Genomic DNA, 23,291 nt, shown 5'->3' on the forward strand with positions numbered 1-23,291 from the left:
GGAACGATGAACTACTCACTAATTATAGATGGAAAAGAGACAGGCCAAGACTTAGAACAACAAGAGGTTACCAACCCAGCAACAGGTGAGGTCGTCGGAACAGTCCCTAAAGGTGGAAAGACGGAAGCACGTCAAGCAACAGACGCGGCTTTTGAAGCGTTTAAAACGTGGTCGAAGCTATCCGCCTACGAACGTACTGAAAAGTTAGCAGAATGGGCACGTCTGATGGATGAACATACAGACGAACTTGGCGAACTGATGACACGTGAGCAAGGGAAGCCTTTAGAAGAAGCAAAAGGTGAAGTGAAATACGCTAATGGATTCTTTAAATGGTATGCAGAGGAAGGAAAGCGTATTTACGGTGAAACCATCCCTGCCACAACTGCGAACAAACGTATCTTTGTACACAAACAACCAGTAGGTGTCGTAGCGGTGATCACACCTTGGAACTTCCCTGCAGCCATGATCACACGTAAAGTAGGTCCAGCCATTGCAAGTGGTTGTACAGTCGTTATCAAACCAGCCAACTTAACACCGCTCACTGCAATCCGCATGGTACAACTGGCAAAAGAAGCGGGGATTCCAGATGGCGTCGTTAACGTAGTGACTGGAGACTCGAAAGCCATCGGAGAAGAGTGGATGCAAGATATGCGCGTGCGTAAATTGACGTTCACGGGTTCTACTGAAGTGGGGAAAGAGCTCATGAAAGGTGCTGCAGAGACGGTCAAAAAAATATCACTTGAACTAGGTGGCCATGCACCGTCAATCGTCATGGATGATGCAAACTTTGATAAAGCCGTTGAACATGTTATGGCAGCAAAGTATCGCAATGCGGGGCAAACATGTGTCTGTATCAACCGTGTATATGTGCATGAGAAAATCGCCGATAAATTTGCACAAGCTTTAGCAGAAAAGTCCAAGCAATTGAAAGTCGGAAATGGTTTAGAAGAAGGCGTCAAAGTGGGTCCACTCATCAATGAAGACGCTATTGAAAAAGTGGAGAAGCATGTTCAAGATGCGAAAGACAAAGGTGCAAAAGTATTAACGGGTGGAGAAATTAAAGAAGGTTTGTTCTTTGAACCTACAGTACTTATGAATGCAACAGACGATATGCTATGTATGAACGAAGAGACATTTGGACCTCTCCTTCCGATTACTACATTTAAAGATGTGGACGAAGCAATTGAGCGTGCGAACGATACGGATTTCGGTTTAGCTGCCTATGTCTATACATCATCAATCAACACAGGCATCTATATCGCTGAAAACTTGGAATATGGCATCGTTGGCTTAAATGATGGCATTCCATCTTCTCCACAAGCTCCATTTGGCGGATTCAAGCAAAGTGGAATTGGCCGTGAAGGTGGTCATTATGGAATGGATGAGTTCTTGGAAATCAAATATATTTCTCTTGATCTTGCCGAATAACTTTGACAGCACACTGGCTCCCGTGATACGTTCAGACTACATGAATGGAAGGGGATGACAGGATGTCAGAGCAACCGAAAAAAATGTCTTTGAAAGAAGCTGTCGCAGCACAACTTGAAGCGAAGAAGAATAAGCAACAACAAGGCCAAGCAAACCACGCTGGAGATGCTGGCGGTAAGAAAATGCAATCGCAACAAGCGGGTAAAAAAGTGAGTACGACGCGTCGCAAAATGGGTAGCTAATTGTCTGGAACCACAACCTGTGTGCAGGTTGTGGTTTTTTGTTTTGTGAGAAATGAGTGTAATGGTTTTACTAGAAAGTGCTTTTTGATACTTAAGGTCTTGCTAGTAAGGGCTTAACCACTCTAACGTTCGTTTTTGTTTTCATGCATCTTTTTTTAGGGTAGTGACTACTAAAGAAAAGAGAAAAGGAGCGAAATGCGATGCCCTTTGATTATGACTTAGATTTTGAAGTAATTGATTTTCGCAAACAGCCGGAACTCTACCGGGTTGGAAGAGGTGAACAAGGCGTCTTACTAGTGGAGCCATACAAATCCGAGATACTGCCACACTGGCGCTTTAAAACACCAGATATCGCCAGAAAGTCTGCTGAAGAAATTATGGAGCTATTTGAAGACTATAGAAAAAAAGATGACTTTGTTGGAATGGACATGGCGCGCAAGTTTATCCAGATGGGCTACACACGAGCGAGGCGCTATGCGAACTATAAAGGTGGAAGGAAATACAATGAAGACGGGTCTATCAAAGAGCGTCAAATCAACGATGAAAAAGCAGAATCTGCTGCAATTTTTAAAGAGTATTGGGACAAATTGCGGGAAGATGAGGATTATTTGAAGCGGAAGAAGAAGCATCAAAAAGAGTTTGGATGATTTTTTAGATGTGGAGCCGACTGGTCAGAAATTGTGCGAAATGCCAGCGTGGACTGTGAAGCGCTCTTTGCTTCATAGACCGCGATGGCATTTTGCGGGATTTCTAGGAGGCGCAACTCGATTCCATGTAGATGTGGAGAACGCTGCTCTAGAAAAGTTGAGTTCCGCTCCTGGGCTGCTTTCCGAGGGCGCTGCGTGAGCTTCCTCGTCGCATGCTCCTGCGGGATCTCACGGCAGACTGGAATCCCACTGGAGTCAGCCCCTCCACTACACTAAACTTTAGTTTCGATAAGTGCGATGATGCGTCTTCAAAATCTAGATGTCCAGCAGCAAATCACAAAAGTGCATCAGCAATATCTAAAAGTTGCACACAAAAAATAGAAAGTTGCTCATAAAAAACAAATGCCAGCAGCAAATTACAAAAGTACATCAGCACTATCTAAAAGTTGCACACAAAAAGTAGAAAGTTGCTCATAAAAAACAAATGCCAGCAGCAAATCACAAAAATTGCACATGGTCAGGAACTTACTACCTCCTCTTGTCGATTGTAAGAGTCATAAGATCTTACTAGTAAGGTCCTTAGGAAATCAGGTCTGAGTTTTGTATTAGTTTCCACAATATGACTTCGGTAGAAGAAATCACGTTTAGTGTAGAAGAAAAATCAGTTTCAGTAGAAGAAATCCTGATTAGTGCAGAATAAATTACGTATTCATCCGATGAATGTTCGTTCAGGTTGAAGCCGACAGCTTTTTAAGGGTGACAGGCACCAAATGGAAGTGGTTTCCAAATAGTGACAGGCACCAATCAACTAGAATACTGAAGCTCCTTATTTCGCTCCTTGAACACATCATTGTGTGAAGAAACCATCGCAACTTTCTCCGCAGTGGGTTCAATGTAGAGCTTCGCGCGATTTACTGCATTTGCCGCATCGTGGAAGCACCCTGCAATTAAATTCACTTTACTGCTATGGATCAAGATATCACCGGCTGCAAAAATTCCCGGAACCGATGTTTCGCTTGAATCAGAACCAATGACCCGTGAATACTCGTCTAGTTCGAAATCAAATGTGCTGTTCTTCAAAAGTTCTGCATCAATCTCATAGCCGTGATTGATAATCACTTCATCGACCGGAAGCGTAGAGATTTCGCCGGTCACTTCATCTTTCACTTCCACGCACTCAATAGCATGACCTTCCTGATCCGCTACTAGCTTACAAATCGTTGTATTAAACAAACAGTTCGCACCGCTTCTCATCAATTGATCAATCTGTGCTTCATGTGCACCTGTGAATGCTTCTTTCCGGTAGACAACGGTCACAGAAGCAGCAAGAGGAGCCAGTTCGTTTGCCCAATCGATGGCTGCATTCCCGCCCCCCGAAATGACGACATGCCGGTCTTTGAATTGACCAAGAGACTTCACGACGTAATGGAGGTTCGCCACTTCGAACCGGTCTGCGCCTTCGATTGCTAACTTTTGAGGCTTTAAAATACCACTTCCAAGAGCGAGTACAACGGTTTTCGAGTAATGTTTCTCTCCAGTAGCAGTATGTACAACAAAGCTCTCATCCTCTAAGCGCTCCAAGTGCGTTACTTTGGTACCCAAGGAAATTGTCGGATCGAAGGTTTTTGCTTGCGTCACTAACTGCTCAATTAATTTCGCAGCAGGGAGTGGAGGCTGACCCCCAACATCCCACACCATCTTCTCCATATATACGTTCAACTTTCCGCCAAGAACGTCCTGTGCATCTATCAGTTTTGTTTTCATACCGCGCAAACCACTATAAAAAGTAGAATACAAGCCGGCTGGACCTGCTCCAATAATCGTTATATCAAATAGCTCTCTCATGTCATCCGCCCCATTCTTATTGAGAAAAGTTATCATTTATTAGTTGACATCTCGATTGTAGCGTATTAAAGTAGGTTTGTAAATGAAATTGAGAATCTTTATCAGCGGGAGTGTGGCCAGTGGTGCGATTGCATGCACAAGACTTACAAATTAAATATGGGGACCGAACCATTGTCGAAAAACTCTCTGTAGAGATTCCAGATGAGAAAGTTACCGTTATCATTGGCTCAAATGGCTGCGGGAAGTCTACAGTACTGAAAGCGATGACTCGTATCATTCCGCATCAGCAAGGAGCAGTCGTTCTTGATGGCGAGCTGATTGCAAAAGAAGACACAAAGTCTCTTGCTAGAAAGATTGCGGTGCTTCCTCAAACGCCGGACAGTGCGGGGGCATTAACCGTCAAAGAACTCGTCTCCTATGGCCGTTTCCCACACCAATCACGCTTTGGGAAACTGACGAAACGAGATTTTGAAATTATTGATTGGGCACTTGAAGTGACAGGGACCAAATTCTTTGAAACGCATCCCGTCGATTCTTTGTCAGGTGGACAGCGACAGCGTGTATGGATTGCGATGGCGCTCGCACAAGAGACGGACATGATTTTTCTTGATGAGCCGACGACCTATCTCGACATGGCTCACCAATTAGAAATTCTTGAACTGCTGCAAAAGCTAAATCAAGAAGAAAAGCGCACAATTGTTATGGTTCTCCATGACCTCAATCACGCAGCTCGTTTTGCAGACTACATCATCGGAATGAAATTTGGCCAGATCAAGACGGCTGGAACTTCTGAAGAGGTCATTCGCAAAGACGTGTTACGGGAGTTATTCAATATCGATGCGGAAATCGGTACAGATCCACGCACACAAAAACCCATTTGTATCACCTACAACTTAATCAGAGGAGAAAATTAATATGAAAAAAATCTATGCATTTTTACTTATACTAGCATCTGTTCTCGTTCTTGCTGCATGTGGCGATCCCACTACTGAATCAGGGGCAGGAGAAGAAACAGAAGAATCGGGCACCATCACATATGAATCTGAAAACGGACCAGTTGAAGTACCAGCAAATCCACAACGCGTTATCTCTCTAGCATCCTTTGCAGGGAACGTGATGGCACTGGATGTCCCACTTGTTGGTGTTGACTCATGGGCGAAAGACAACCCGAACTTCCAAGAAGAGCTTGCAGATGTGGAAGTTGTAACAGATGAGGACTTAGAAAAAATTATTGAGCTTGACCCAGATTTAATCATTGGTCTATCGGATATGAAAAATGTAGATAAGTTGAGTGAAATTGCACCAGTCGTCACGTATACATACGGCCAGGTGGACTACTTAACACAACACGTTGAAATTGGTAAATTGTTAAACAAAGAAGAAGAAGCACAAGCATGGGTAGATGACTTCAATGCACGCGCAAAAGAAATTGGAGAACAGATCAAAACTGAAATCGGAGAAGATACAACCGTTTCAGTTATCGAAAGCTTTGATAAACAGTTGTACGTATTCGGCGATAACTGGGGCCGTGGAACAGAAATCTTATATCAAGCAATGGGGCTTGGTATGACAGAAAAAGTGCAAGAAATGGCCCTTAGCGATGGCTACTATGCGTTATCAACAGAAGTACTCCCAGAATACGCAGCAGACTACATTGTTTGGAGTCGCAGTGCAGAAGCGGACAACTCGTTTGCAGAAACAGAAACATTTAAAAACATTCCAGCTGTGAAAGAGGGACGTGTAATCGAAGTAGACTCAAAAGCATTCTACTTCAATGACCCGATTACATTAGATTTCCAATTGGATACATTTGAAGACGGATTTTTAGGAGAATAATATGTGGAAGTGGAAGCTACAAAACTACCCGTTTCGTTATAAACTGTCAATCAGTATTGTCGTTCTGATTGCTGCATTTGTACTCGCCATCGTGGTAGGTGCAGCGAACACTTCATTCAAAGACGTCTTAGCGGCTTTTGGTATCGGTGAATTGACCAGTGCTGCTGTGATCCTTCAAGAAATTCGTATTCCACGTGAAGTAGCCGCTGCCCTCGTTGGCGCGGCTCTTGGCGTTTCCGGGGCAATTATTCAAGGGATGACACGTAATCCGCTCGCTGATCCAGGCCTATTAGGTCTCACAGCGGGAGCTAATGCGGCACTTGCTGTAGGACTAGCGCTGTTTCCATCATTGCCTTATATCGGAGTAATGATTGCTTGTTTCATAGGAGCCGCTGTTGGAGCTGCTCTCGTCTTTGGATTGAGTTCGTTTCACCCAGAAGGATTTTCGACAATTCGCATTGTACTTGCAGGTGCTGCGATTTCCGCTTTCCTTTATGCGATTGCTGAAGGGGTCGGAATCTATTTCAAACTTTCACAACAGGTTTCGATGTGGACAGCAGGAGGCATGATTGGTACAACATGGACACAAGTAGGCATCATGGTGCCGTTCGTCGTAGTAGGAGGGCTTGTGGCTATCCTGTACTCACGTCATTTGACAATTCTAAGTCTAAGTGAGGAAGTGGCAGTAGGTCTTGGGCAAAAGACGCTGCGTGTGAAAATCATCATGTTTTTACTTGTTGTGATGTTAACAGGTTCAGCTGTAGCGCTTGTGGGGAATTTAGCGTTCTTTGGTTTGATGGTGCCACACTTAGTACGCCCAATTGTAGGTACAGATTATCGGTTTGTGTTGCCGATGTCATTGGTCGTCGGAGCTCTCTTCATGCTTTTTGCAGACACGGTTGCCCGAACCATCAATGCACCCTATGAAACACCTGTTGCATCGGTCGTAGCTATTTTAGGCTTGCCTTTCTTCCTGTTCTTAGTTCGTAAAGGAGGAGGTGCTTTCCGATGATTGATGCAAAGGCTAGAAAACGACAAAAGTATTACCTTGGTGGATTTGCCTTAGCTATTCTCACGACAATCTTTGTAAGTTTAGGTCTTGGGGATGCGGCAGTATCGTATGACCGAATCGGTGCCATCTTGTCAGGGAATGGTTCCTTTAAAGAAGAGTTTGTGTTCTTTGATATTCGCTTGCCACGTATTTTAGTCACACTCCTTGCGGGAATGGCATTGGCATTATCAGGTGCATTATTGCAGGGAATCACGCGAAATGACTTGGCGGACCCAGGAATTATCGGGATCAACTCTGGAGCTGGGGTTGCCGTAGCTATATACTTCTTATTTTTCCCGCTTGAAGTGGGCGTATTTGTTTACGCATTGCCCGTCATCGCATTTTTAGGAGCCTTTTTAACAGCTGCTGCGATTTACTTCTTTTCATACGACCGTATACTCGGCGTTCAACCCGTGCGTCTCGTGTTAGTAGGTGTTGGATTCTCGATGGCGCTGTCGGGTTTAATGGTGTTATTGATATCTTCAGCAGACCGGGAAAAAGTTGATTTTATTGCCCGCTGGTTGGCAGGAGATATATGGGGAACAGATTGGCCATTCGTTGTATCGCTTCTTCCATGGATGATTGTGCTCATACCGATTGCTCTTATAAAAGCCTACAGGTTAAATATTTTAGGTTTAGGTGAACAAGTGGCGATAGGGCTTGGACTGCCAATTGAACGTGAACGTATGACCTTGAGTGTCATTGCCGTTGCTCTTGCTGCGTCAGCGGTCTCGGTGACTGGTGGAATCTCATTCGTAGGACTGATGGCTCCTCATATTGCTCGTCAACTTGTAGGTCCACGGCATCAATTATTTTTGCCGATTAGTCTATTAATCGGAGGTCTATTTTTATTAGTCGCTGATACTATTGGACGCACAGTACTCGATAGCGGGAATATTCCAGCAGGTGTAATCGTTGCACTCATTGGTGCACCGTACTTTGTGTACTTATTAATGGCAAAAAGATAGGGAACATGTGAAAATAAGACAATAGATAGAATTCGGCGAGTGAGAGAGCTTTTCATTTACTTTTCGTGAAAAGTTTGATAAGATGCCGATAGTTGTCTGTCGTCAGACATCTTCAAGGGGTGACTCATGTAAGAAAGCGTTTTCCTTTCTTACACACTAAACGAAAAGAAGGTGCACATGTTGAATATTCTCTGGGGTCTTGCAGGTATTGTTGTCGTCCTTGGAATTGCATTTTTACTGTCTTCAGCAAAGAAATCCATTAAACCACGTACAATTTTAGGTGGTTTAGCGATTCAAATTCTCTTTGCATTCATCGTATTAGAATGGGAATTTGGTCGTAAAGCGTTATTAGGTTTAACGAATGCTGTTCAAAATATGATTAGCTACGCAAATGAAGGGATTGCCTTTGTATTTGGTCCTCTTGGAGATCCAGTAGACGGCGTAGGTTTCGTCTTTGCTTTCCAAGTTCTTGTGATCATTATTTTCTTCTCTTCTTTAATCTCTGTTCTTTACTACCTTGGCGTCATGCAAATCATCATTAAATTTATTGGTGGCGCATTATCTAAACTATTAGGTACTAGTAAAGCGGAATCGGTTTCTGCAGCAGCGAACATTTTCGTTGGGCAGACAGAAGCACCGCTTGTCGTTCGACCATTCTTATCGAAAATGACGAAATCTGAGTTGTTTGCGGTAATGACTGGAGGACTTGCATCCGTTGCAGGTTCTGTACTTGTCGGGTATGCATTACTTGGTGTTCCTTTAGAATACCTTCTAGCAGCGAGTTTCATGGCTGCACCAGCAGGTCTGATCATGGCCAAAATGATGATTCCTGAAACAGAAGAAGTTGACGATACAAACTTTGAAATGGAAAAAGACACAAATTCAGTTAACGTCATTGACGCTGCGGCAAACGGAGCAAGTGATGGACTTCGTTTAGCTCTTAATGTTGGGGCAATGTTGATTGCGTTCATCGCATTGATTGCATTGATCAATGGTTTGTTAGGTGGCGCAACAGGCGGTATGAACTGGCTATTAAACTTTGTGAATTTGGATTTCCAACTTCCAGTTCTTACACTTGAAAAAATCTTAGGTTGGATTTTTGCTCCACTTGCGTTTGTTATCGGTGTTCCGTGGGCTGAGGCTGTACAAGCGGGTTCATTCATTGGGCAAAAGCTAGTTCTAAATGAATTCGTAGCCTATTCTGCATTCGCACCAGAAATTCCAAACTTGTCTCCTAAGACAGTTCTTGTAGTCAGCTTTGCACTTTGTGGATTTGCAAACTTGAGCTCGATGGCAATCTTACTCGGTGGTCTTGGAGAACTTGCACCAAACCGTCGTCCGGATATTGCTCGTCTAGGAATTCGCGCAGTAGCAGCAGGTACGCTTGCTTCACTACTAAGCGCTTCTGTGGCAGGAATGTTCTTCTAACGTTTAGATGTGGAGAACGCAACTCGGTTCTATTCGAAGTCGAAACAAAATAAGAACGCCGCTTGGGGTTTGTGCCCTGAGCGGCTATTTTTGTACCCTGCGGGAGTAGGTTTGTTCCCCGAGCGAGCATTTCTGTGCCATCGAAACTCATTTCTGTGCCCTCAGTCATGTTATGGAAACTAATTTTAAATCTGAAGCGGCAACTCGATTCCATTCGAAGTCGAAACTTCATACAATAGAAAAAGGCAGTAGGGACGCATATCCCTACTGCCTTTTCTTTATCAAACTTATTCTTCTATTAAACCTTTTTCAATCAAGAAGTCACGTGCTACATCTTCTGCGCGATCGCCATCAATATCTACGCGAGCATTCATAGCAATCATTTCCTCTTCAGAAATGCTACCTGCTAACGCATTCATCAACTCTTCAAGATCAGGGAATTGTTCAAGTGTTTCCATACGAACAAGTGGAGCTGCATCGTATTTCGGGAAGAAGCCCATATCATCTTCCGTCATTTGAAGGTTAAAACGCTCGATACGGCCATCTGTTGTGAAGGCAGGAATGACATCCACGTCGCCATTACGCAATGCTTCATACATAATGTTGGCATCTAAACTTTCAGTGCCTGAGAATTCAAAACCATATGTCGACGTTAAATCATCATAGCCGTCACCTTGACGCTCATAGAACGAGTGCGGTGCTCCAAATACTAAATCTTGTGATTTGGACAATTCAGCTAAATCGCTATACGTCATCGCCGAAATGCCGCTGTCCTCTGTGTAAGCCAGTGTATATGTGTTTTCGAAGCCGAGTGGTTCTAACCATGTTACATTGAACTCTTCTTCATAGCCTTCTTTTACACGATTGAAAACATCTTCTGCGCTTTCTCCAACCTCAGAATCAAGTCCTAATACATCCTTTAAACCTGTTCCTGTATACTCGACATAAATATCGATATCTCCATTATCAATTGCTGGTGTTAGGATCGATACTTCCCCAAGTCCTTCTTGATATTTAATATCATAATCAGAATTGGCTTCTAAGTATTGACCAATAATTTGAGGTAAGATGAACTGCTCTGTCCAAGGTTTGCCTCCGACAACGATTTCATTATCGCCGTCTCCACCTGATGAATCGCCACCACATCCCGCTAATACTAGTGCAGCCGTGCTGGTTACTGCAACCATTCCTTTTTTCCATGTCTTCATTTTTATTTCCTCCTCGTTATCGTTTCATCCCTTTTGGTGTACTGCGTTTTTCTACCCACTTCAATGTGAAGTCAAAAAATAATGCTATAAATGCAACAGGAAGAGCTCCTGCAAGTACCAATGAATTGTTATACGATTGAAGTCCTCGGTAGATTACATCTCCAAGTCCACCGGCTCCAACAAACGTACCTAGTGTCGCAATCCCGACCGTTAACACTGTGGCTGTCCGAATTCCCGCCATAATGAAAGGAAGGGCAAGTGGTAATTGAATCCGCCAAAGGATGTCTCCTTTTGTCATTCCCATCCCGGTTCCGGCTTCAATGATTGAAGAATCAATGCCGGTAATACCAGTGTAAGTGTTCCGAACGATTGGTAAGAGGGCGTAAATCGTTAAAGCGATTAAAGCCGTGTTGGAACCAATGCCGATTAGAGGTACTAAAAATCCGAAAAGCGCTAGACTCGGAATCGTCTGGAAAACTGCCGTTACGCCAATGATAGGTTCAGCCAAACGTTGATAGCGGGCAACTAAAATCCCGAGCGGTAAAGCAATCAGTAATCCTATAAACAAAGCAACAAATGATAAATACATGTGTTGTACAAATGAATCCCATATTAAATCACTTCGCGAATCGATGGTCTGCCAAAACTCTGTGAGTGTATTCATGCGCCCACCTCCTGATTTGTAGCAGACTGTAGAAGTGCAAAGTGGTCGATAAATCCAACAAGTTCATTTCCGTTGGCTACCATAAGATGACTCACCTGATGTTTTTCAAATTGAGAAATAGCTTCTCGAACTGTCGCCTTATTGCTAATACGGAAAGAACGAATCGATGGATCAAGTTCTTTCTGATAAGTTAACTCTAAAGCATGGAGTGGTACGTCCAACCAAGAACGATTTTTTTGCAAACGTTCTAGACCAATGAACTGCGTTACGAATTCATTCGCAGGGGCTTGAATAATTTCATCCGGTGATCCCATTTGCTCGATTTTCCCATTTCGCATCAAGATGATATGGTCGGCCACTTTCAACGCTTCATCCATATCATGGGTCACAAACACGATGGTTTTTTGGATTTTCTTCTGAAGAGAAATCAACTCATCTTGCAGCTGTTCGCGACTGATCGGGTCAAGTGCACTAAAAGGTTCATCCATTAAAAGAATAGAAGGGTCAGCCGCCAATGCGCGTACAAAACCAATTCGTTGTTGTTGTCCACCTGAAAGCTCAAGCGGATAGCGTTTTAAATATGTATCTGGGTTCAAGCCAACAAGATTCATTAGCTCTCGAACACGTTCCTGTGCTTTCTCTTTTGGCCATTTTTTTAGTTGAGGGACTAAACTCGCATTTTTCTCAATCGTCATGTGGGGGAAGAGGCCAATCCGCTGAATGACATATCCGATATCGCGTCTAAGTTCAACCTCAGGTATACTAGAGATAGGTTTATTATGTATAGATATGGTTCCTGATGAGGGTTTTTCCAATTGATTAATGCATTTCATCAGCGTAGTTTTCCCGCATCCACTTGGCCCGATAATGACAGTTAAGCTACCTTCGGGGATTGTCACAGTAATCGTGTCTAATGCCTTTGTCCCATCCGGGAACGTTTTTGTGACATCTTTTAATTCAATCATAGTGTTGTCTCCTTTCATTTTTTGAACAGGAAATAGTACTTTTATACCCTACTAACTTTTATTCTAAACGGGAAAACAGGAGGATTTTATGAAAAATTATAGTGCTCGACATGTCTTTATGGCGATTGCCATTAGTATGCTACTTTTTTCTCCTATTATTTGGTTGATTGCGCCAGTGGTCGTTACAGAAACTGCTTATTATGTGCGTAATGGATTGTTTACCTATGTGTATCCATCAAGTTATCTACTATATGGAGTTGCCGTTGGATTACTAGTAGCCGCGCCACTACTCTTGTGGATTTTAGATGTGAAGAAGTGGACGGTGCTGACGTCAATTCTACTACTCAGCGCATCACTTTATTGTTTTTATGGAGCTGCATTAGGGTATTTTCAAGTCACAGAGGAAGAAATTGTGTACCGGGCCCCTTTCCAACAAGAGCTTCAAGTATATGGGTGGCAGGATGTTGAAGAAGTCATCTACCATGTTCGTCCGCCCGAATCAGAAGATCCATCTTGGTACACATTCCGCTTCAACGATGGAGCATCAACAGAGGTCAATGAAACGCGTTTTGTGACGCAAGCACAAGGGAAACTAAATTCTCTCATTCGTAGCCAAGATATTCCGCTCACGTATGATGAGTTATAAAAGACAACTTGGAGGCGATTCGATTCATGAAAGTGATTGCAAAGACGGAAGGGAACATTTATTCGTTTTCTAAAAATCATACTCCGATTTATACGGCACAAGATGGAGAGAGCTTGACGATTGAAACATTTGATTGCTTTACAGATCAAATCAAATCGGAGAAACAGCCTCTTGCAGAACTGGACTGGAATCAAATCAATCCCGCAACAGGTCCCATTTATGTAGAAGGTGCTCAGCCTGGAGATGCTTTAAAGGTTACTATCTTGGCCATTGAAACAGATGTGAAGGGTGTCATGATGGTAGGGCCTGGTCTAGGTGCGCTTGGTGAACAGGTGGAAGAAATGAAAGTAAAAGTGATGCATGTGCGGTATGGACGTGTATTGTTCAATCAGTTGAGCTTGCCGGTGCGAAAAATGATTGGTGTCATTGGGGTCGCACCAGCAGGGGAAGATGTAAACTGTGGGACACCTGGAGCACATGGTGGGAACATGGATAACAAGATGGTCACTGAGGGAGCAACACTCTATTTTCCAGTCCATACACCGGGTGCTTTATTTGCTTTAGGAGATTTGCATGCAGCTATGGGGGACGGTGAAGTTTCTGTATCGGGTGTGGAAGTCGCTGGATCTGTAACAGTAAAGTTAGAAGTTATAAAAGGCATGACAATCGAACAACCGATTTTAGAAAATGGGCGCTATTTCACGCAAATCGCTTCAGCTGAGACACTGGATGAAGCGGCAAAGCTGGCGACTGACTTATTGGTGAATCGTTTGGTTGCGTATTCAAACTTGTCATTTGAGGATGCGTTGATGTTGATGAGTGCGGTTGGGAATGTGGAAGTGTGCCAAATGGTCGATCCGTTGATGACGGTCCGTGCTGTGTTCCCAAAATCGATTTTAGATCAACTTGAGACAAAACTTTTATAAGTGTGGTCACTAAAAAACAGAAGCAGCATGCCTCTCAAGTAGAAGAAGCATGCTGCTTTTTAGTAGTGCTATTTAACAATTCAATTCTACTTCCAACGATTGCTTTCAAGACCAAATTAAAAATGAAAAGGACAGGGGCCGCTCAATTCGAGCGGCCCCTGCGCGATTCTTCTTAGTTTGTTCTTACGCAATCATTTCCAGCAGAATTTGAATGATTAAAGTGCTTCTCCTTAGGCTCACGCCGCGCCCTCGGAAAGCAGCCCCGCAACGGAACTCAACATAATAAGTGATGAAAACGTTCTCCTCATCTATGACTATTTGATTACGATCGAGTACCATCCGCCTTCTTTCACAATCGGCTTCAAGCTCGTGACTTTGCGACCAATAGCAGCAGCTAAAACTTCTACATCTTCAGCAGTTGGCAGACGATGCAGATTTTTATGGACGGATAAGAAATTATTAAACGCTGCCGAAAACTCCTGGCCATGATCGGATAAATAAAGTGGAGTAATCAAAGAGATGCCGCCATCTTTGTCTAGAAGACCTTCAATATTTTTCATCAATTCCATACGCTCTACTGGAGAGAAATAGTGAAGGAGATTGTGCATCATGATGCAACTAAACGTTTTGCCTTCATTGTCCCATTCACGAAGGTCTTGCTGTTCGATACGTACGTTTGTCAGGCTTTGTGTGTTCTTTTTAGCATCTTCTACAACTGCTTTATTTAAATCGATGCCTACAAACTCTTTATGTGGAAATTCTTCTGCGAGACGTCGGATGTATCCTGCATTTCCACAGCCGATATCTAAAATGGTTTCGCAACCAATTTCAGAAACAACTTTTTTTACAGCACGGTAACTGATTTGTTCAATGAAGGAAGATGTGGTTGCCACAGCTGTGCCGTGCTCATCTCCATCAAACGTGCGGCGAGGTGTCTCTCCTTTTAGCACAGGTGCATAATCCATTAACGAAGGAATATGTAACTCCATCATTTCAACGAGTAAGTCACCGATTGCTACATCACTTGATTTTGTGAAATAATTCTTCATTTGCGTGCTTGGATAGATCTTGTCGCCTTTTTTCTTCAAGTGACCAAGAATCAAGCCCGTTTGCACCCAGTTTTCTAGAAGTTCACGGTCTTTGACTTGTGCACCGACAGCACCATTCTGCTGGAGTTCATCAAAGAAATTTAGACGGTACCCCAAATAAGCATGCCAAGTTGGCAAAAATCCTTCATTTTGTTTCATCCATTTACGTGCTTCCCAAACGCGTTTCCATTGTCTAACCATACCGTCCACTCCTCACTTTATTAGAAAACGACCTAGAGCCTAGGTCGTTTCAGAAAGACAGAAGCAGACAGCAGTTTAGCTCTGTGCTTCTATCTCATTTGTTAGATTTTCAAGTTCATCAATCAATTCACCAATATACGCTATTGTGTCGCGAAGAGGTTGCTCTGTTGTGATGTCCACACCAGCCATTTTCGCAAGTTCAGCAGGTTTTTTCGTACCGCCCGCTTGAAGAACTTTCAACCATTCTTCAACAGCTGGTTGGCCTTCATCTAAGATGCGTTTGGAAACTTGAGTCGAGATTGTGAGACCTGCACTATATGTGTATGGATAAAGTCCCATGTAATAGTGTGGCTGGCGCATCCAAGTCAGTTCTGCGCCTTCTGTCACTTCGACAGCATCACCCCAGAATTGCTCAAGTGTTTCACGTTTCAGTTTATTTAATGTGCCTGCATTTACATTGTTCCCTGAATCGACTAGTTCATAAACCTTTCTCTGGTAATCTGCTTCTAATAAATGTGTGACAAAATTGTGATAGTATGTGCGCGCTACAATCGACGAGATCACCCAGCGCTTGAATTTCGGGTCATTCGAAGTGCTCAGTAGGTGATTCGCCATTAACATCTCATTCATAGTCGATGGAGCTTCGATGAAGTAAAGAGACGGACGTGAGTTGAATACGTTCTGATGCTTGTGCGCGTTGTAGAAATGACCTGCGTGTCCTAATTCATGTGCTAAAACGAATACTTCATTCATTTTGCTAGACCATGAGATCAAGATGTATGGGTGGAAACCATAAGGGCTTGAGCAGAATGCGCCAGTTGATTTTCCTTTATTGTTAGCAAAGTCTGTCCAGCGCTCATCGAATGAACGGTTGACCATATCGATATAATCTTCGCCCATAATTCCAAGTGCGTCTTGCATGTACTTGCGCGATTCTTCAATCGTCACCTCTGGCTCGTAGCTAGGATCTAATGAGATTTTCAAGTCTGCAAAAGTCATTTTATCTAAACCATGCGCATGCTGAAGTAATTTGGCGTACTTGCGCATATGCGGAGCTAATTCATTCATGATCAAATCAATTTGACGGTCGTACAATGTGCGATCTACTTCTTGGTTGAACAGCAAGTAATCAAATACACTGTCATAGCCGCGAAGGTCTGCAATCGTTTTTTCACGTTGGATGTGCATGTCATACGTCTTTGCAGTCGTGTGCTGGTATTGACGCAGCTTTTCCGAGAAAGCAGCAAATGCTGTACGACGAACCTCTGAATCGTTTTCTGTTTCTAACTCATTTTCAAATGCAACATAGCTCAAGCCATGTGTTTTACCGCTTGCTTCAAAATCTGGGAAGTTCATGTCGACCATTTTAGTTGTGTTGTACAACTCATAAGGCGCATCGAATGCTGTAGAAAGAGCAGCTAATGTCTTCTCTACTTCTGGATGCAATTGATACGGCTTTGCACGAAGGAGTTCTTCTAAATAATTGCTGTATTCTGCAGATTGATTTTTCGCTTCCGTTAATACGTCTTCAGATAGCGCTAAAAGCTCGCTTTCTAAGAATGCCATTTGGCTTCCTAATTGTGCAGATACAGAACCAAATTTACTCGCGCGCATCTGTGCTTCTTCATTTGTTTGGTCTACACTCATTGCTAAACTTGCATATGTACCGATTGGAATCAATTGCTTGTAGATGGCTTCATAAGCAGCTACAGCTTTCAGCACATCCTCAGCAGTTGAAATGTTGCCATGGTAGGTTGTTTCAAAAGATGTGACACTTTCTTTTAATTCTTTAATAGCAGCTTCATAGTCAGTTTCTGATGCAAACAGGTGGGTTAAATCCCATGTTTCTTGTGTTGGTACTTCTGTACGGTTTGGTAAACTCATAATTTCTCTCCTAACTATTACGGTTTTCGAATCAATTACAAGTATACCGACTAATCAGAAAAATAGAAAGTGTCAGGCAGGGAAATTGCGTTCTTCTTCTACTTTTTTTACTGTAGAACTAAAAGGGGGCGGGGTTATGAAAAAGGTGATAGTCGTTGGGTCAGGGATTGGAGGATTGACTGCCGGTGCATTACTGGCAAAAGACGGTGCGCAGGTCACTGTTTTGGAAGCGATGACAGAGCTGTCTGGGTGTGCCGGGAAATATAGACGTCACCCCTATACATTCGCTGCTGGTGCAACACTTGGTATGGCATTAGAACCTGGCGGCATTCACGAACGGATTTTTCGGTATTTGAACGTGGAAGTGGAAGCACAACAGCTAGACCACGTTATGGATCTTCATCATCCGCACCGAACAATTTCTTTTTCAAAGGACCGGCAAAAGCATGTAAAGGAGATGCAACGCGCCTTTCCTGGAAATGAGGAGAAAATTGAAGGTTTCTACCAAGAAGTTTTCGATTTAGCGAACCGGATTCGAACATTGATGAAGCCTCTGCCTGTGATGCCACCTGACCAACTTCAAGATGTGACGGCAGTAGCAAAAGTTCTTCGCCCCACCCATTTGAAGCTAGTACCTATTTTACTCCAGCCACTTGAGTCTATCCTAAGAAAGCACGGGCTACACGACCTTGAGGAGTTTCGGCATATACTAGATGGGATTCTAATCGATAGTATGCAGACGACTTCTCGGCATGCCTCTGCACTGTTTTCATGTATTGCACTCGATATTTATCATGAAGGCGCCTATTATGTGAATGGAGGCCTGTATCGCTTTGGGGAAGTGCTAGCGGAAGTGATTATGTCTCATGGTGGCCGAGTGAAAAAGCCACGTACTGTTACAAAACTCACACGAGACGGATCGGGATGGACAGTAGAGGACCATCGAGGAACCATCTACGAAGCGGATGCAGTTGTATTCAATGGAGATCCACGTTCTTTGGAAGGATTGCTCGAGCCGCATCAATGGGAACAACTACCGAAAAAAATAAAACTGATGCCTCAAAAGTCGACGTGGGGTACATACTCCCTTTATATTGCGATTGACTCTTCCAAACTAGAGAAGTCTTTTGCACCTTTCCAGCAAATCTCACATGGACCAAATGGAGAGATGGACGAAGGGTGGCACTTCTTTGTCTCTGTTTCAAAACCAGAAGACCGATTACGTGCGCCGGAAGGGTATCAGACGGTTACCATCTCTACCCATACAAACTTGGAATACTGGAAAACAAAAGAATCTTATGACGCATATAGAGAAATGATAAAGAAGCGGATTTTAGATGCTGTCGAACAGTATTACCCGGGATTTCAACTAGCCATTGATTTTATCGAAGATGGTGCTCCGCGTGGCTGGGAGAACTATACACTACGTACAAATGGATACGTTGGAGGATTTGCACAAACGCCTTGGCATGCGTTATTTGGTGCAGCGTCCCATCGCTCAGGTTTGCCTGGGCTCTATTTATGCGGAGATCATATCTTCCCAGGAGGGGGTACAATTGGCGTTACAACGAGTGGATTGCATGCGGCCCGTTCTATTGCCAAGAAACCATTTATTTAAAATGGTGTGATAAAGTGACTAACTTGATAGAGTGTGCAGGGGTGACTCCAGCGGGATAAAAAGCGGAAGCTGAGACCGAGGCTCAGCCCGCGCCCGCGGAAAGCTTCCCCTGCACACTATACAAACTCTCTTTATTTTGACGGTTTTTAAGGGCGCATATTCATCCAACTGCCAACGTGATGCACAGAAATTCCTGCAAATGAAGAATAACCCCTAAATGCAGTGTTGACATCTACTAATGCCCGTTCCATCGCTTGTTCGCCTTCTTCATGAAAACTAATGAAAGGATAGTCCTTAGACTCCATCGTTTCGACACCTACACGAACTTTCTTTCCATACGTATTCCCCCAAGCCATCTCTTTTGAAGAAATATCAATAATCGCTTGTGCTGTATCGCGATAAGACATTAAGGCAACACCATCTGTATTTTTGATTGTCCACTCTGCTAAGTTCCCTTTTCCGTAAGCTGGATTTTTATAAGTGATCTCATCAAACCAGAATGGAATGTCTGCTTCAAACTGTAATTTGTGTGTCTTTGAAAAGGTAGCAAGCTCTGTGATTACATTTTGAAAGCCTCGAACAGTTGCGGCACGTTTCGTTTCCCATTCAGGAAGTCCGTAAGGCTCGATATCTACGTGGATGCCATCAAACTTTGCTGTAGCTGGAGCAGTTGTTTGATAATTGGCTACCCAGTTTTTGAATTTGTTTTTTGCTTTAGCGCCAGTAGTGTTGCCCCAGTTTGGAGCCCCGTCTAAAGCAAACACTTTGATATTCGCTTTATGAGCACCTGTCAAGAATGCATGATAGTTTGTGCGTGGGATGTCTGAATCGATTTGCACAAAGACAGTTGAAACTTTCTTTTGTTGTAAGAACGCTAATGTGGACTCTGGCGAATCATAGAACATCCATGGGTTCCATAGCCAAGTTGCACGGTCTGGTGTTTGCGCCATTGCAGGACTACCTCCGATGAATAGCAAGAGAGTAAAGAATAGAACAACGATTTTTTTCATGATGATTCCCTCCTAGGATGATGTTTGACCAAGCATCCTAGTAGGATGTTGGCAACCTGACGACCTTACATACACTGTATGCTTAGGCTCATGGCTTTGCGTCCTTGCCTTTCGGACAAGTTTGCCGTTTACAACAACTTTTAGTGTCAGTATAAATCGAAAAAATAAAAAAGAAAGAGTGCGAATTTCTTATTTTTATAGTATGAAAAATTTGAAATCAAAGAACAGTAGGGACTTAGGGCACTTCATAGAAAAACCCTCTATCTAGTTAGATAGAGGGTAGGGATTTGGACCATGAATTACTCTGAATCTTCTTCATCCGTGTCATCCATATTATCTTCTGCGTCATTTACATCTTCTTCAATTTCTTGCTCTGTACCATCATCGATGTTGTCTTGATCGACGCCATCTCCACAAGCTGTTAGTAAACCTAAAGATAAGAATGCTGCTGCTCCAACTTTAAACCATTTTTGACCGGCTACTAATTTTTCCATTTGAATTCCTCCTAAATGTCGGTTTGTTTTACTTTCCTTACAGGTATTTCGTGCACTTGACTAATAAATACCCAGACACCTGTTTGAACAAACCTCTACTACTTAAAATAGGGCAAAACACATAGGAAATTAAGATAGAGGTCTGACATCATACAATGAAATGGTGTATACTAAATAAGGTTTGATACATTTACAATGATAGAAAGTAGGATATATATGACAAAACCAACGAAACAGCAGGGACTAGTGCTGTTTATACTCGGAATTATCTTTTTGTCACTGACTCTCCGTTCTCCTCTAACAGCAGTTGGACCGGTAACGGAATTTATTCAAAACGGCCTCATGATGTCAACGACATTAATAGGACTACTTACAACGATTCCATTATTGGCATTTGCAGTAGTTTCACCGTTTGCACCTAAAGTGGCCAAGCAAATTGGAACAGAAGCTACTTTATTATGGTCCATAGTGTTACTTGTTGGGGGAATTGCGCTCCGTTCGGGTGGCTCAATTACACTATTGATTTTCGGAACAGCTATTATTGGTGTTGCGATTGCGTTTGGTAACGTGTTATTACCATCCATTATTAAAGATCGTTTCCCACTGCATGTAGGTTTATTGACAGCCGTATTCTCTGTCGTCATGAACTTATCAGCAGCACTTGGAGCAGGAATTGCATATCCAGTTGCAGCAGAAACATCATTCGGATGGCAAGGTTCATTAGGAGTCTGGGCAATTCTTGGAGTGCTGGCAATTGTTATTTGGTTACCTCAATTGAAACATCGTAAGACGGAACCGATTGATGCCACTTCAGAAATAGTAGATAATCCATCTATTTTGAAATCTCCTGTCACATGGAGCGTGACACTGATGATGGCGTTACAGTCTTTGATTTTCTATACGACAGCCGCTTGGTTACCGGCGATGTTGATTGAAAAGGGCATGAGCCCAGATTCTGCAGGGTATATGCTATCCTTTATGCAGTTTGCCCAGTTACCGATGACCTTCATCGCTCCGATTTTGGCAGCGAAAATGGTAAATCAACGTCCACTTGTCTGGTTCTTCAGTGTTCTTTACATCATTGGATTCACTGGCTTACTGCTTGATCCAAATGGAGCAATGACAATCCTTTGGATGATTTTAATTGGATTCGCTGGAGGTACATCTTTTGCTCTGACGATGATGATGTTCACGCTACGCACGAAGACAGCTATGGATGCAGCAGAATTATCGGGAATTGCTCAATCTATTGGATATCTTCTTGCAGCAGCAGGACCTGTATTGTTCGCATTCGTGAATGAAACAACAGGTAGCTGGTATGTCCCGACAATTCTATTCATTGTGACATGTGTATTGTTGCTAGTTGCAGCACTTCACGCAGCAGGAAATCGATACGTACGCAATTAACTAGATGCAAAGAAGCCTCGACAGTTCAGTCGGAGGCTTCTTTTTTATACATATCGCTCAACGTTTTTTGTAAAAGCTTCGTAAGAATACAATCCCGAAAATGGCAGATAGGGTAGAGAGCCAAACATGTTGAAAGAATATGCCTGTGAAAAAGGCAATTAATGAAATAGCTCCCATCAACGCATGGACAGCCCGATCTAAAAAGATATGTTGCACACGTACTTTTTCGATTGTTGTAGCTTCAACTAATTTGCGTAAGCGGGCAGGTTCATCCAAAAGTGAATACACCTTTTGTAAAGGAACAGCCCCTTTTTGAAGCCAGGATAAGACACGGTCTTGTTGATTCACATCTTCGTTTCCAAGTGCTTTATCTCGTGTCCAACTCAAGATGCGTGGTTTCCCAAGAGCCAATAAGTCCACACTCGGATCGAGTGCATGGAGAACACCAACAAACGTTGTAAGTGCTCGACCAAAGAATGCAAATTCTGCAGGTAATTGAACAGGCTGCGTGCGAACAATATGACGAATATCGGTCAGCAGTCTTTCGATAATATAACTGTCCATTTTAGCTAGCTCATTCGTTTCGTATGCATGAATCATGCGTCGAATCGTATCTGCCAAAAGTGGCCGATCTGCATTGGGTAACAAGAAATTCAACTCTTCAAGTGCATCCAATATCTCATCGTCATTTTCAAGCAAGATACCTTGAATAGCTTTCATAATGGAGCGCGTTTGATCAGGAGTAATCGCTCCGACCATTCCAAAATCTAAAAGAACAATCGTGCCATCTTGTTGAATCATCATGTTGCCAGCGTGTGGATCTGCATGAAATTCACCACTGCGCAGAATCTGTTCTAAGAACAAATTAAATAACCGTTTCGTCACTTCTGTAGGATCAATACCGTGTTTTTCCATATAAGAGACATTCGTGATTCGCGTTCCTTCAATCCATTCCATCACCAATACTCTACGTGTGGAATACTCTTCAAAATAGATGGGAAAACAGATGCCATCTAAATCACGAAACCGTTGTTGGAACGACCGACCATGACGCAACTCTTGCAGGAAATCTAATTCAGGAAGCAACGTACTTTCCATTTCTCTATAAAGTAGGTCAAAATCGATTTGCTTAGTGAATGTAGTAAATCGCTTGGCAAGCCAAATAACGACACGCATCGCCTGAAAGTCATACCGAATAATACGTTCGATGCCTGGGCGTTGAATCTTTACGGCAACATCACGGCCATCGAGAAGCGTAGCTTTATAAACTTCTCCGATGGAAGCAGATGCAATCGATTCTTTTGAGATGGATGTGACATATTGAGAGGTGGGCCCGTTCCATTCTTCTTCTAAAACTTTCATAGCAAGCTCGCGTTCCACAGGAGGGACACGGTCTGTCATCCCCTCTAATTCTTCAATAAAGGCTTGAGGCAAAACGTCTGCACGTGCAGATAGAAATTGTCCCACTTTTATCATGAGTCCGCCTAAATACAGGGCTGTTTCTTTGTATTCTATCGCTTGTTTTACAATGAGTCGTTCCCACTTCACTTGAACGGAAGGAGTAAATCGACCGCGATATTTTCTTTGGAAGAAGTAGACTTGCAGGAAAAATTTAATCGACATCCAAACTATTCGATACATCCGGTACCAGGCTACATTTTTCACTCGACATCGCTCCTTGTAGCTCTCATTATAGTGCGCCTGAAACCAAGAGTCCAAGAACTCACATAAAAAA

At 43.1% G+C, this 23,291-nt stretch carries 21 protein-coding genes and 1 riboswitch; of the genes, 12 read left to right on the forward strand and 9 right to left on the reverse strand.

Annotated elements, in window-relative coordinates; all coding sequences use genetic code 11:
• The first annotated feature begins 6 nt into the window (after positions 1–6).
• From JOD03_RS03910 to JOD03_RS03920, 3 genes are all read left to right on the forward strand, one after another.
• Positions 7–1,428, forward strand: a complete 1,422-nt coding sequence (locus JOD03_RS03910) for an NAD-dependent succinate-semialdehyde dehydrogenase (RefSeq protein ID WP_204589523.1) — start codon at positions 7–9, stop codon at positions 1,426–1,428.
• A 62-nt stretch (positions 1,429–1,490) separates the two neighbouring features.
• On the forward strand, positions 1,491–1,670 hold the full coding sequence (locus JOD03_RS03915; RefSeq protein WP_239584818.1) for a hypothetical protein: 180 nt from the start codon (positions 1,491–1,493) through the stop codon (positions 1,668–1,670).
• A 200-nt stretch (positions 1,671–1,870) separates the two neighbouring features.
• On the forward strand, positions 1,871–2,317 hold the full coding sequence (locus tag JOD03_RS03920; protein WP_204589525.1) for a DUF4385 domain-containing protein: 447 nt from the start codon (positions 1,871–1,873) through the stop codon (positions 2,315–2,317).
• An 804-nt stretch (positions 2,318–3,121) separates the two neighbouring features.
• Here JOD03_RS03920 and JOD03_RS03925 read toward each other — a convergent pair.
• The gene (locus JOD03_RS03925) at positions 3,122–4,162 is read right to left on the reverse strand and encodes an NAD(P)/FAD-dependent oxidoreductase (RefSeq protein ID WP_204589526.1); all 1,041 of its coding nucleotides are present in this window, start codon (positions 4,160–4,162) and stop codon (positions 3,122–3,124) included.
• A gap of 119 nt (positions 4,163–4,281) precedes the next feature.
• Here JOD03_RS03925 and JOD03_RS03930 point away from each other — a divergent pair, with 119 nt between their 5' ends.
• The 5 genes from JOD03_RS03930 to JOD03_RS03950 all read left to right on the forward strand — a co-directional run bounded on the left by JOD03_RS03930 (position 4,282) and on the right by JOD03_RS03950 (position 9,445).
• The gene (locus JOD03_RS03930; RefSeq protein WP_204589527.1) at positions 4,282–5,076 is read left to right on the forward strand and encodes an ATP-binding cassette domain-containing protein; all 795 of its coding nucleotides are present in this window, start codon (positions 4,282–4,284) and stop codon (positions 5,074–5,076) included.
• A 1-nt stretch (position 5,077) separates the two neighbouring features.
• Positions 5,078–5,998 (forward strand): iron-hydroxamate ABC transporter substrate-binding protein, encoded by a 921-nt coding sequence (locus JOD03_RS03935; RefSeq protein ID WP_204589528.1) that lies wholly within the window; start codon positions 5,078–5,080, stop codon positions 5,996–5,998.
• 1 nt (position 5,999) lies between these two features.
• Positions 6,000–7,010, forward strand: coding sequence for a FecCD family ABC transporter permease (locus JOD03_RS03940; protein WP_204589529.1), 1,011 nt, complete (start codon positions 6,000–6,002; stop codon positions 7,008–7,010).
• Positions 7,007–8,017, forward strand: coding sequence for a FecCD family ABC transporter permease (locus JOD03_RS03945; protein ID WP_204589530.1), 1,011 nt, complete (start codon positions 7,007–7,009; stop codon positions 8,015–8,017). Before JOD03_RS03940 ends, JOD03_RS03945 begins: the two co-directional genes overlap by 4 nt.
• 180 nt (positions 8,018–8,197) lie before the next feature.
• On the forward strand, positions 8,198–9,445 hold the full coding sequence (locus tag JOD03_RS03950) for a NupC/NupG family nucleoside CNT transporter (protein WP_204589581.1): 1,248 nt from the start codon (positions 8,198–8,200) through the stop codon (positions 9,443–9,445).
• 287 nt (positions 9,446–9,732) lie between these two features.
• Here the strand turns inward: JOD03_RS03950 and JOD03_RS03955 are convergent, their stop codons facing one another.
• Genes JOD03_RS03955 through JOD03_RS03965 form a run of 3 tightly spaced genes read right to left on the reverse strand, consistent with a single transcriptional unit; the run spans position 9,733 to position 12,282 of the window.
• Positions 9,733–10,653: a glycine betaine ABC transporter substrate-binding protein gene (locus JOD03_RS03955; protein ID WP_204589531.1), complete on the reverse strand. Its 921-nt coding sequence runs from the start codon at positions 10,651–10,653 to the stop codon at positions 9,733–9,735.
• 16 nt (positions 10,654–10,669) lie between these two features.
• Positions 10,670–11,317, reverse strand: a complete 648-nt coding sequence (locus JOD03_RS03960) for an ABC transporter permease (RefSeq protein WP_204589532.1) — start codon at positions 11,315–11,317, stop codon at positions 10,670–10,672.
• Positions 11,314–12,282 carry an ABC transporter ATP-binding protein gene (locus tag JOD03_RS03965; protein WP_204589533.1) on the reverse strand — a complete coding sequence of 323 codons (969 nt, stop codon included), beginning with the start codon at positions 12,280–12,282 and terminating at the stop codon, positions 11,314–11,316. The genes JOD03_RS03960 and JOD03_RS03965 overlap by 4 nt, the downstream gene beginning before the upstream one ends.
• 88 nt (positions 12,283–12,370) lie before the next feature.
• Here JOD03_RS03965 and JOD03_RS03970 point away from each other — a divergent pair, with 88 nt between their 5' ends.
• Complete coding sequence (locus JOD03_RS03970; protein WP_204589534.1) at positions 12,371–12,928, forward strand: hypothetical protein; 558 nt, start codon at positions 12,371–12,373, stop codon at positions 12,926–12,928.
• 26 nt (positions 12,929–12,954) lie between these two features.
• Entirely contained in the window at positions 12,955–13,854 is a 900-nt protein-coding gene (locus tag JOD03_RS03975) for an acetamidase/formamidase family protein (protein ID WP_204589535.1), read from the forward strand.
• A 314-nt stretch (positions 13,855–14,168) separates the two neighbouring features.
• On the opposite strand, the gene JOD03_RS03980 is transcribed toward JOD03_RS03975, so the two are convergent.
• Positions 14,169–15,143 (reverse strand): class I SAM-dependent methyltransferase, encoded by a 975-nt coding sequence (locus JOD03_RS03980; RefSeq protein WP_204589536.1) that lies wholly within the window; start codon positions 15,141–15,143, stop codon positions 14,169–14,171.
• A 75-nt stretch (positions 15,144–15,218) separates the two neighbouring features.
• Complete coding sequence (gene pepF, locus JOD03_RS03985; protein ID WP_204589537.1) at positions 15,219–17,027, reverse strand: oligoendopeptidase F; 1,809 nt, start codon at positions 17,025–17,027, stop codon at positions 15,219–15,221.
• Positions 17,028–17,163: 136 nt separating this feature from the next.
• Here pepF and JOD03_RS03990 point away from each other — a divergent pair, with 136 nt between their 5' ends.
• Positions 17,164–18,645, forward strand: coding sequence for a phytoene desaturase family protein (locus tag JOD03_RS03990; protein ID WP_204589538.1), 1,482 nt, complete (start codon positions 17,164–17,166; stop codon positions 18,643–18,645).
• 146 nt (positions 18,646–18,791) lie between these two features.
• Here the strand turns inward: JOD03_RS03990 and JOD03_RS03995 are convergent, their stop codons facing one another.
• Together JOD03_RS03995 and JOD03_RS04000 are read right to left on the reverse strand one after the other, a co-directional pair.
• Positions 18,792–19,655 (reverse strand): amidase, encoded by an 864-nt coding sequence (locus tag JOD03_RS03995; protein ID WP_204589539.1) that lies wholly within the window; start codon positions 19,653–19,655, stop codon positions 18,792–18,794.
• A gap of 47 nt (positions 19,656–19,702) precedes the next feature.
• A riboswitch (cyclic di-GMP riboswitch) is annotated at positions 19,703–19,791 on the reverse strand.
• Positions 19,792–19,954: 163 nt separating this feature from the next.
• A complete protein-coding gene (locus JOD03_RS04000) occupies positions 19,955–20,149 on the reverse strand; it encodes a hypothetical protein (protein WP_204589540.1) in 195 nt (64 codons plus the stop codon).
• A 216-nt stretch (positions 20,150–20,365) separates the two neighbouring features.
• Between JOD03_RS04000 and JOD03_RS04005 the strand changes: the two genes are divergently transcribed.
• Complete coding sequence (locus tag JOD03_RS04005; RefSeq protein ID WP_239584819.1) at positions 20,366–21,556, forward strand: CynX/NimT family MFS transporter; 1,191 nt, start codon at positions 20,366–20,368, stop codon at positions 21,554–21,556.
• Between the two features lie 57 nt (positions 21,557–21,613).
• Here JOD03_RS04005 and JOD03_RS04010 read toward each other — a convergent pair whose 3' ends face one another.
• Positions 21,614–23,221 carry an AarF/UbiB family protein gene (locus JOD03_RS04010; protein ID WP_204589542.1) on the reverse strand — a complete coding sequence of 536 codons (1,608 nt, stop codon included), beginning with the start codon at positions 23,219–23,221 and terminating at the stop codon, positions 21,614–21,616.
• Positions 23,222–23,291: the final 70 nt, after the last annotated feature.

Origin of the sequence: Chryseomicrobium aureum (assembly GCF_016909155.1) — a bacterium.
In the GTDB taxonomy this organism is placed as follows: domain Bacteria; phylum Bacillota; class Bacilli; order Bacillales_A; family Planococcaceae; genus Chryseomicrobium; species Chryseomicrobium aureum.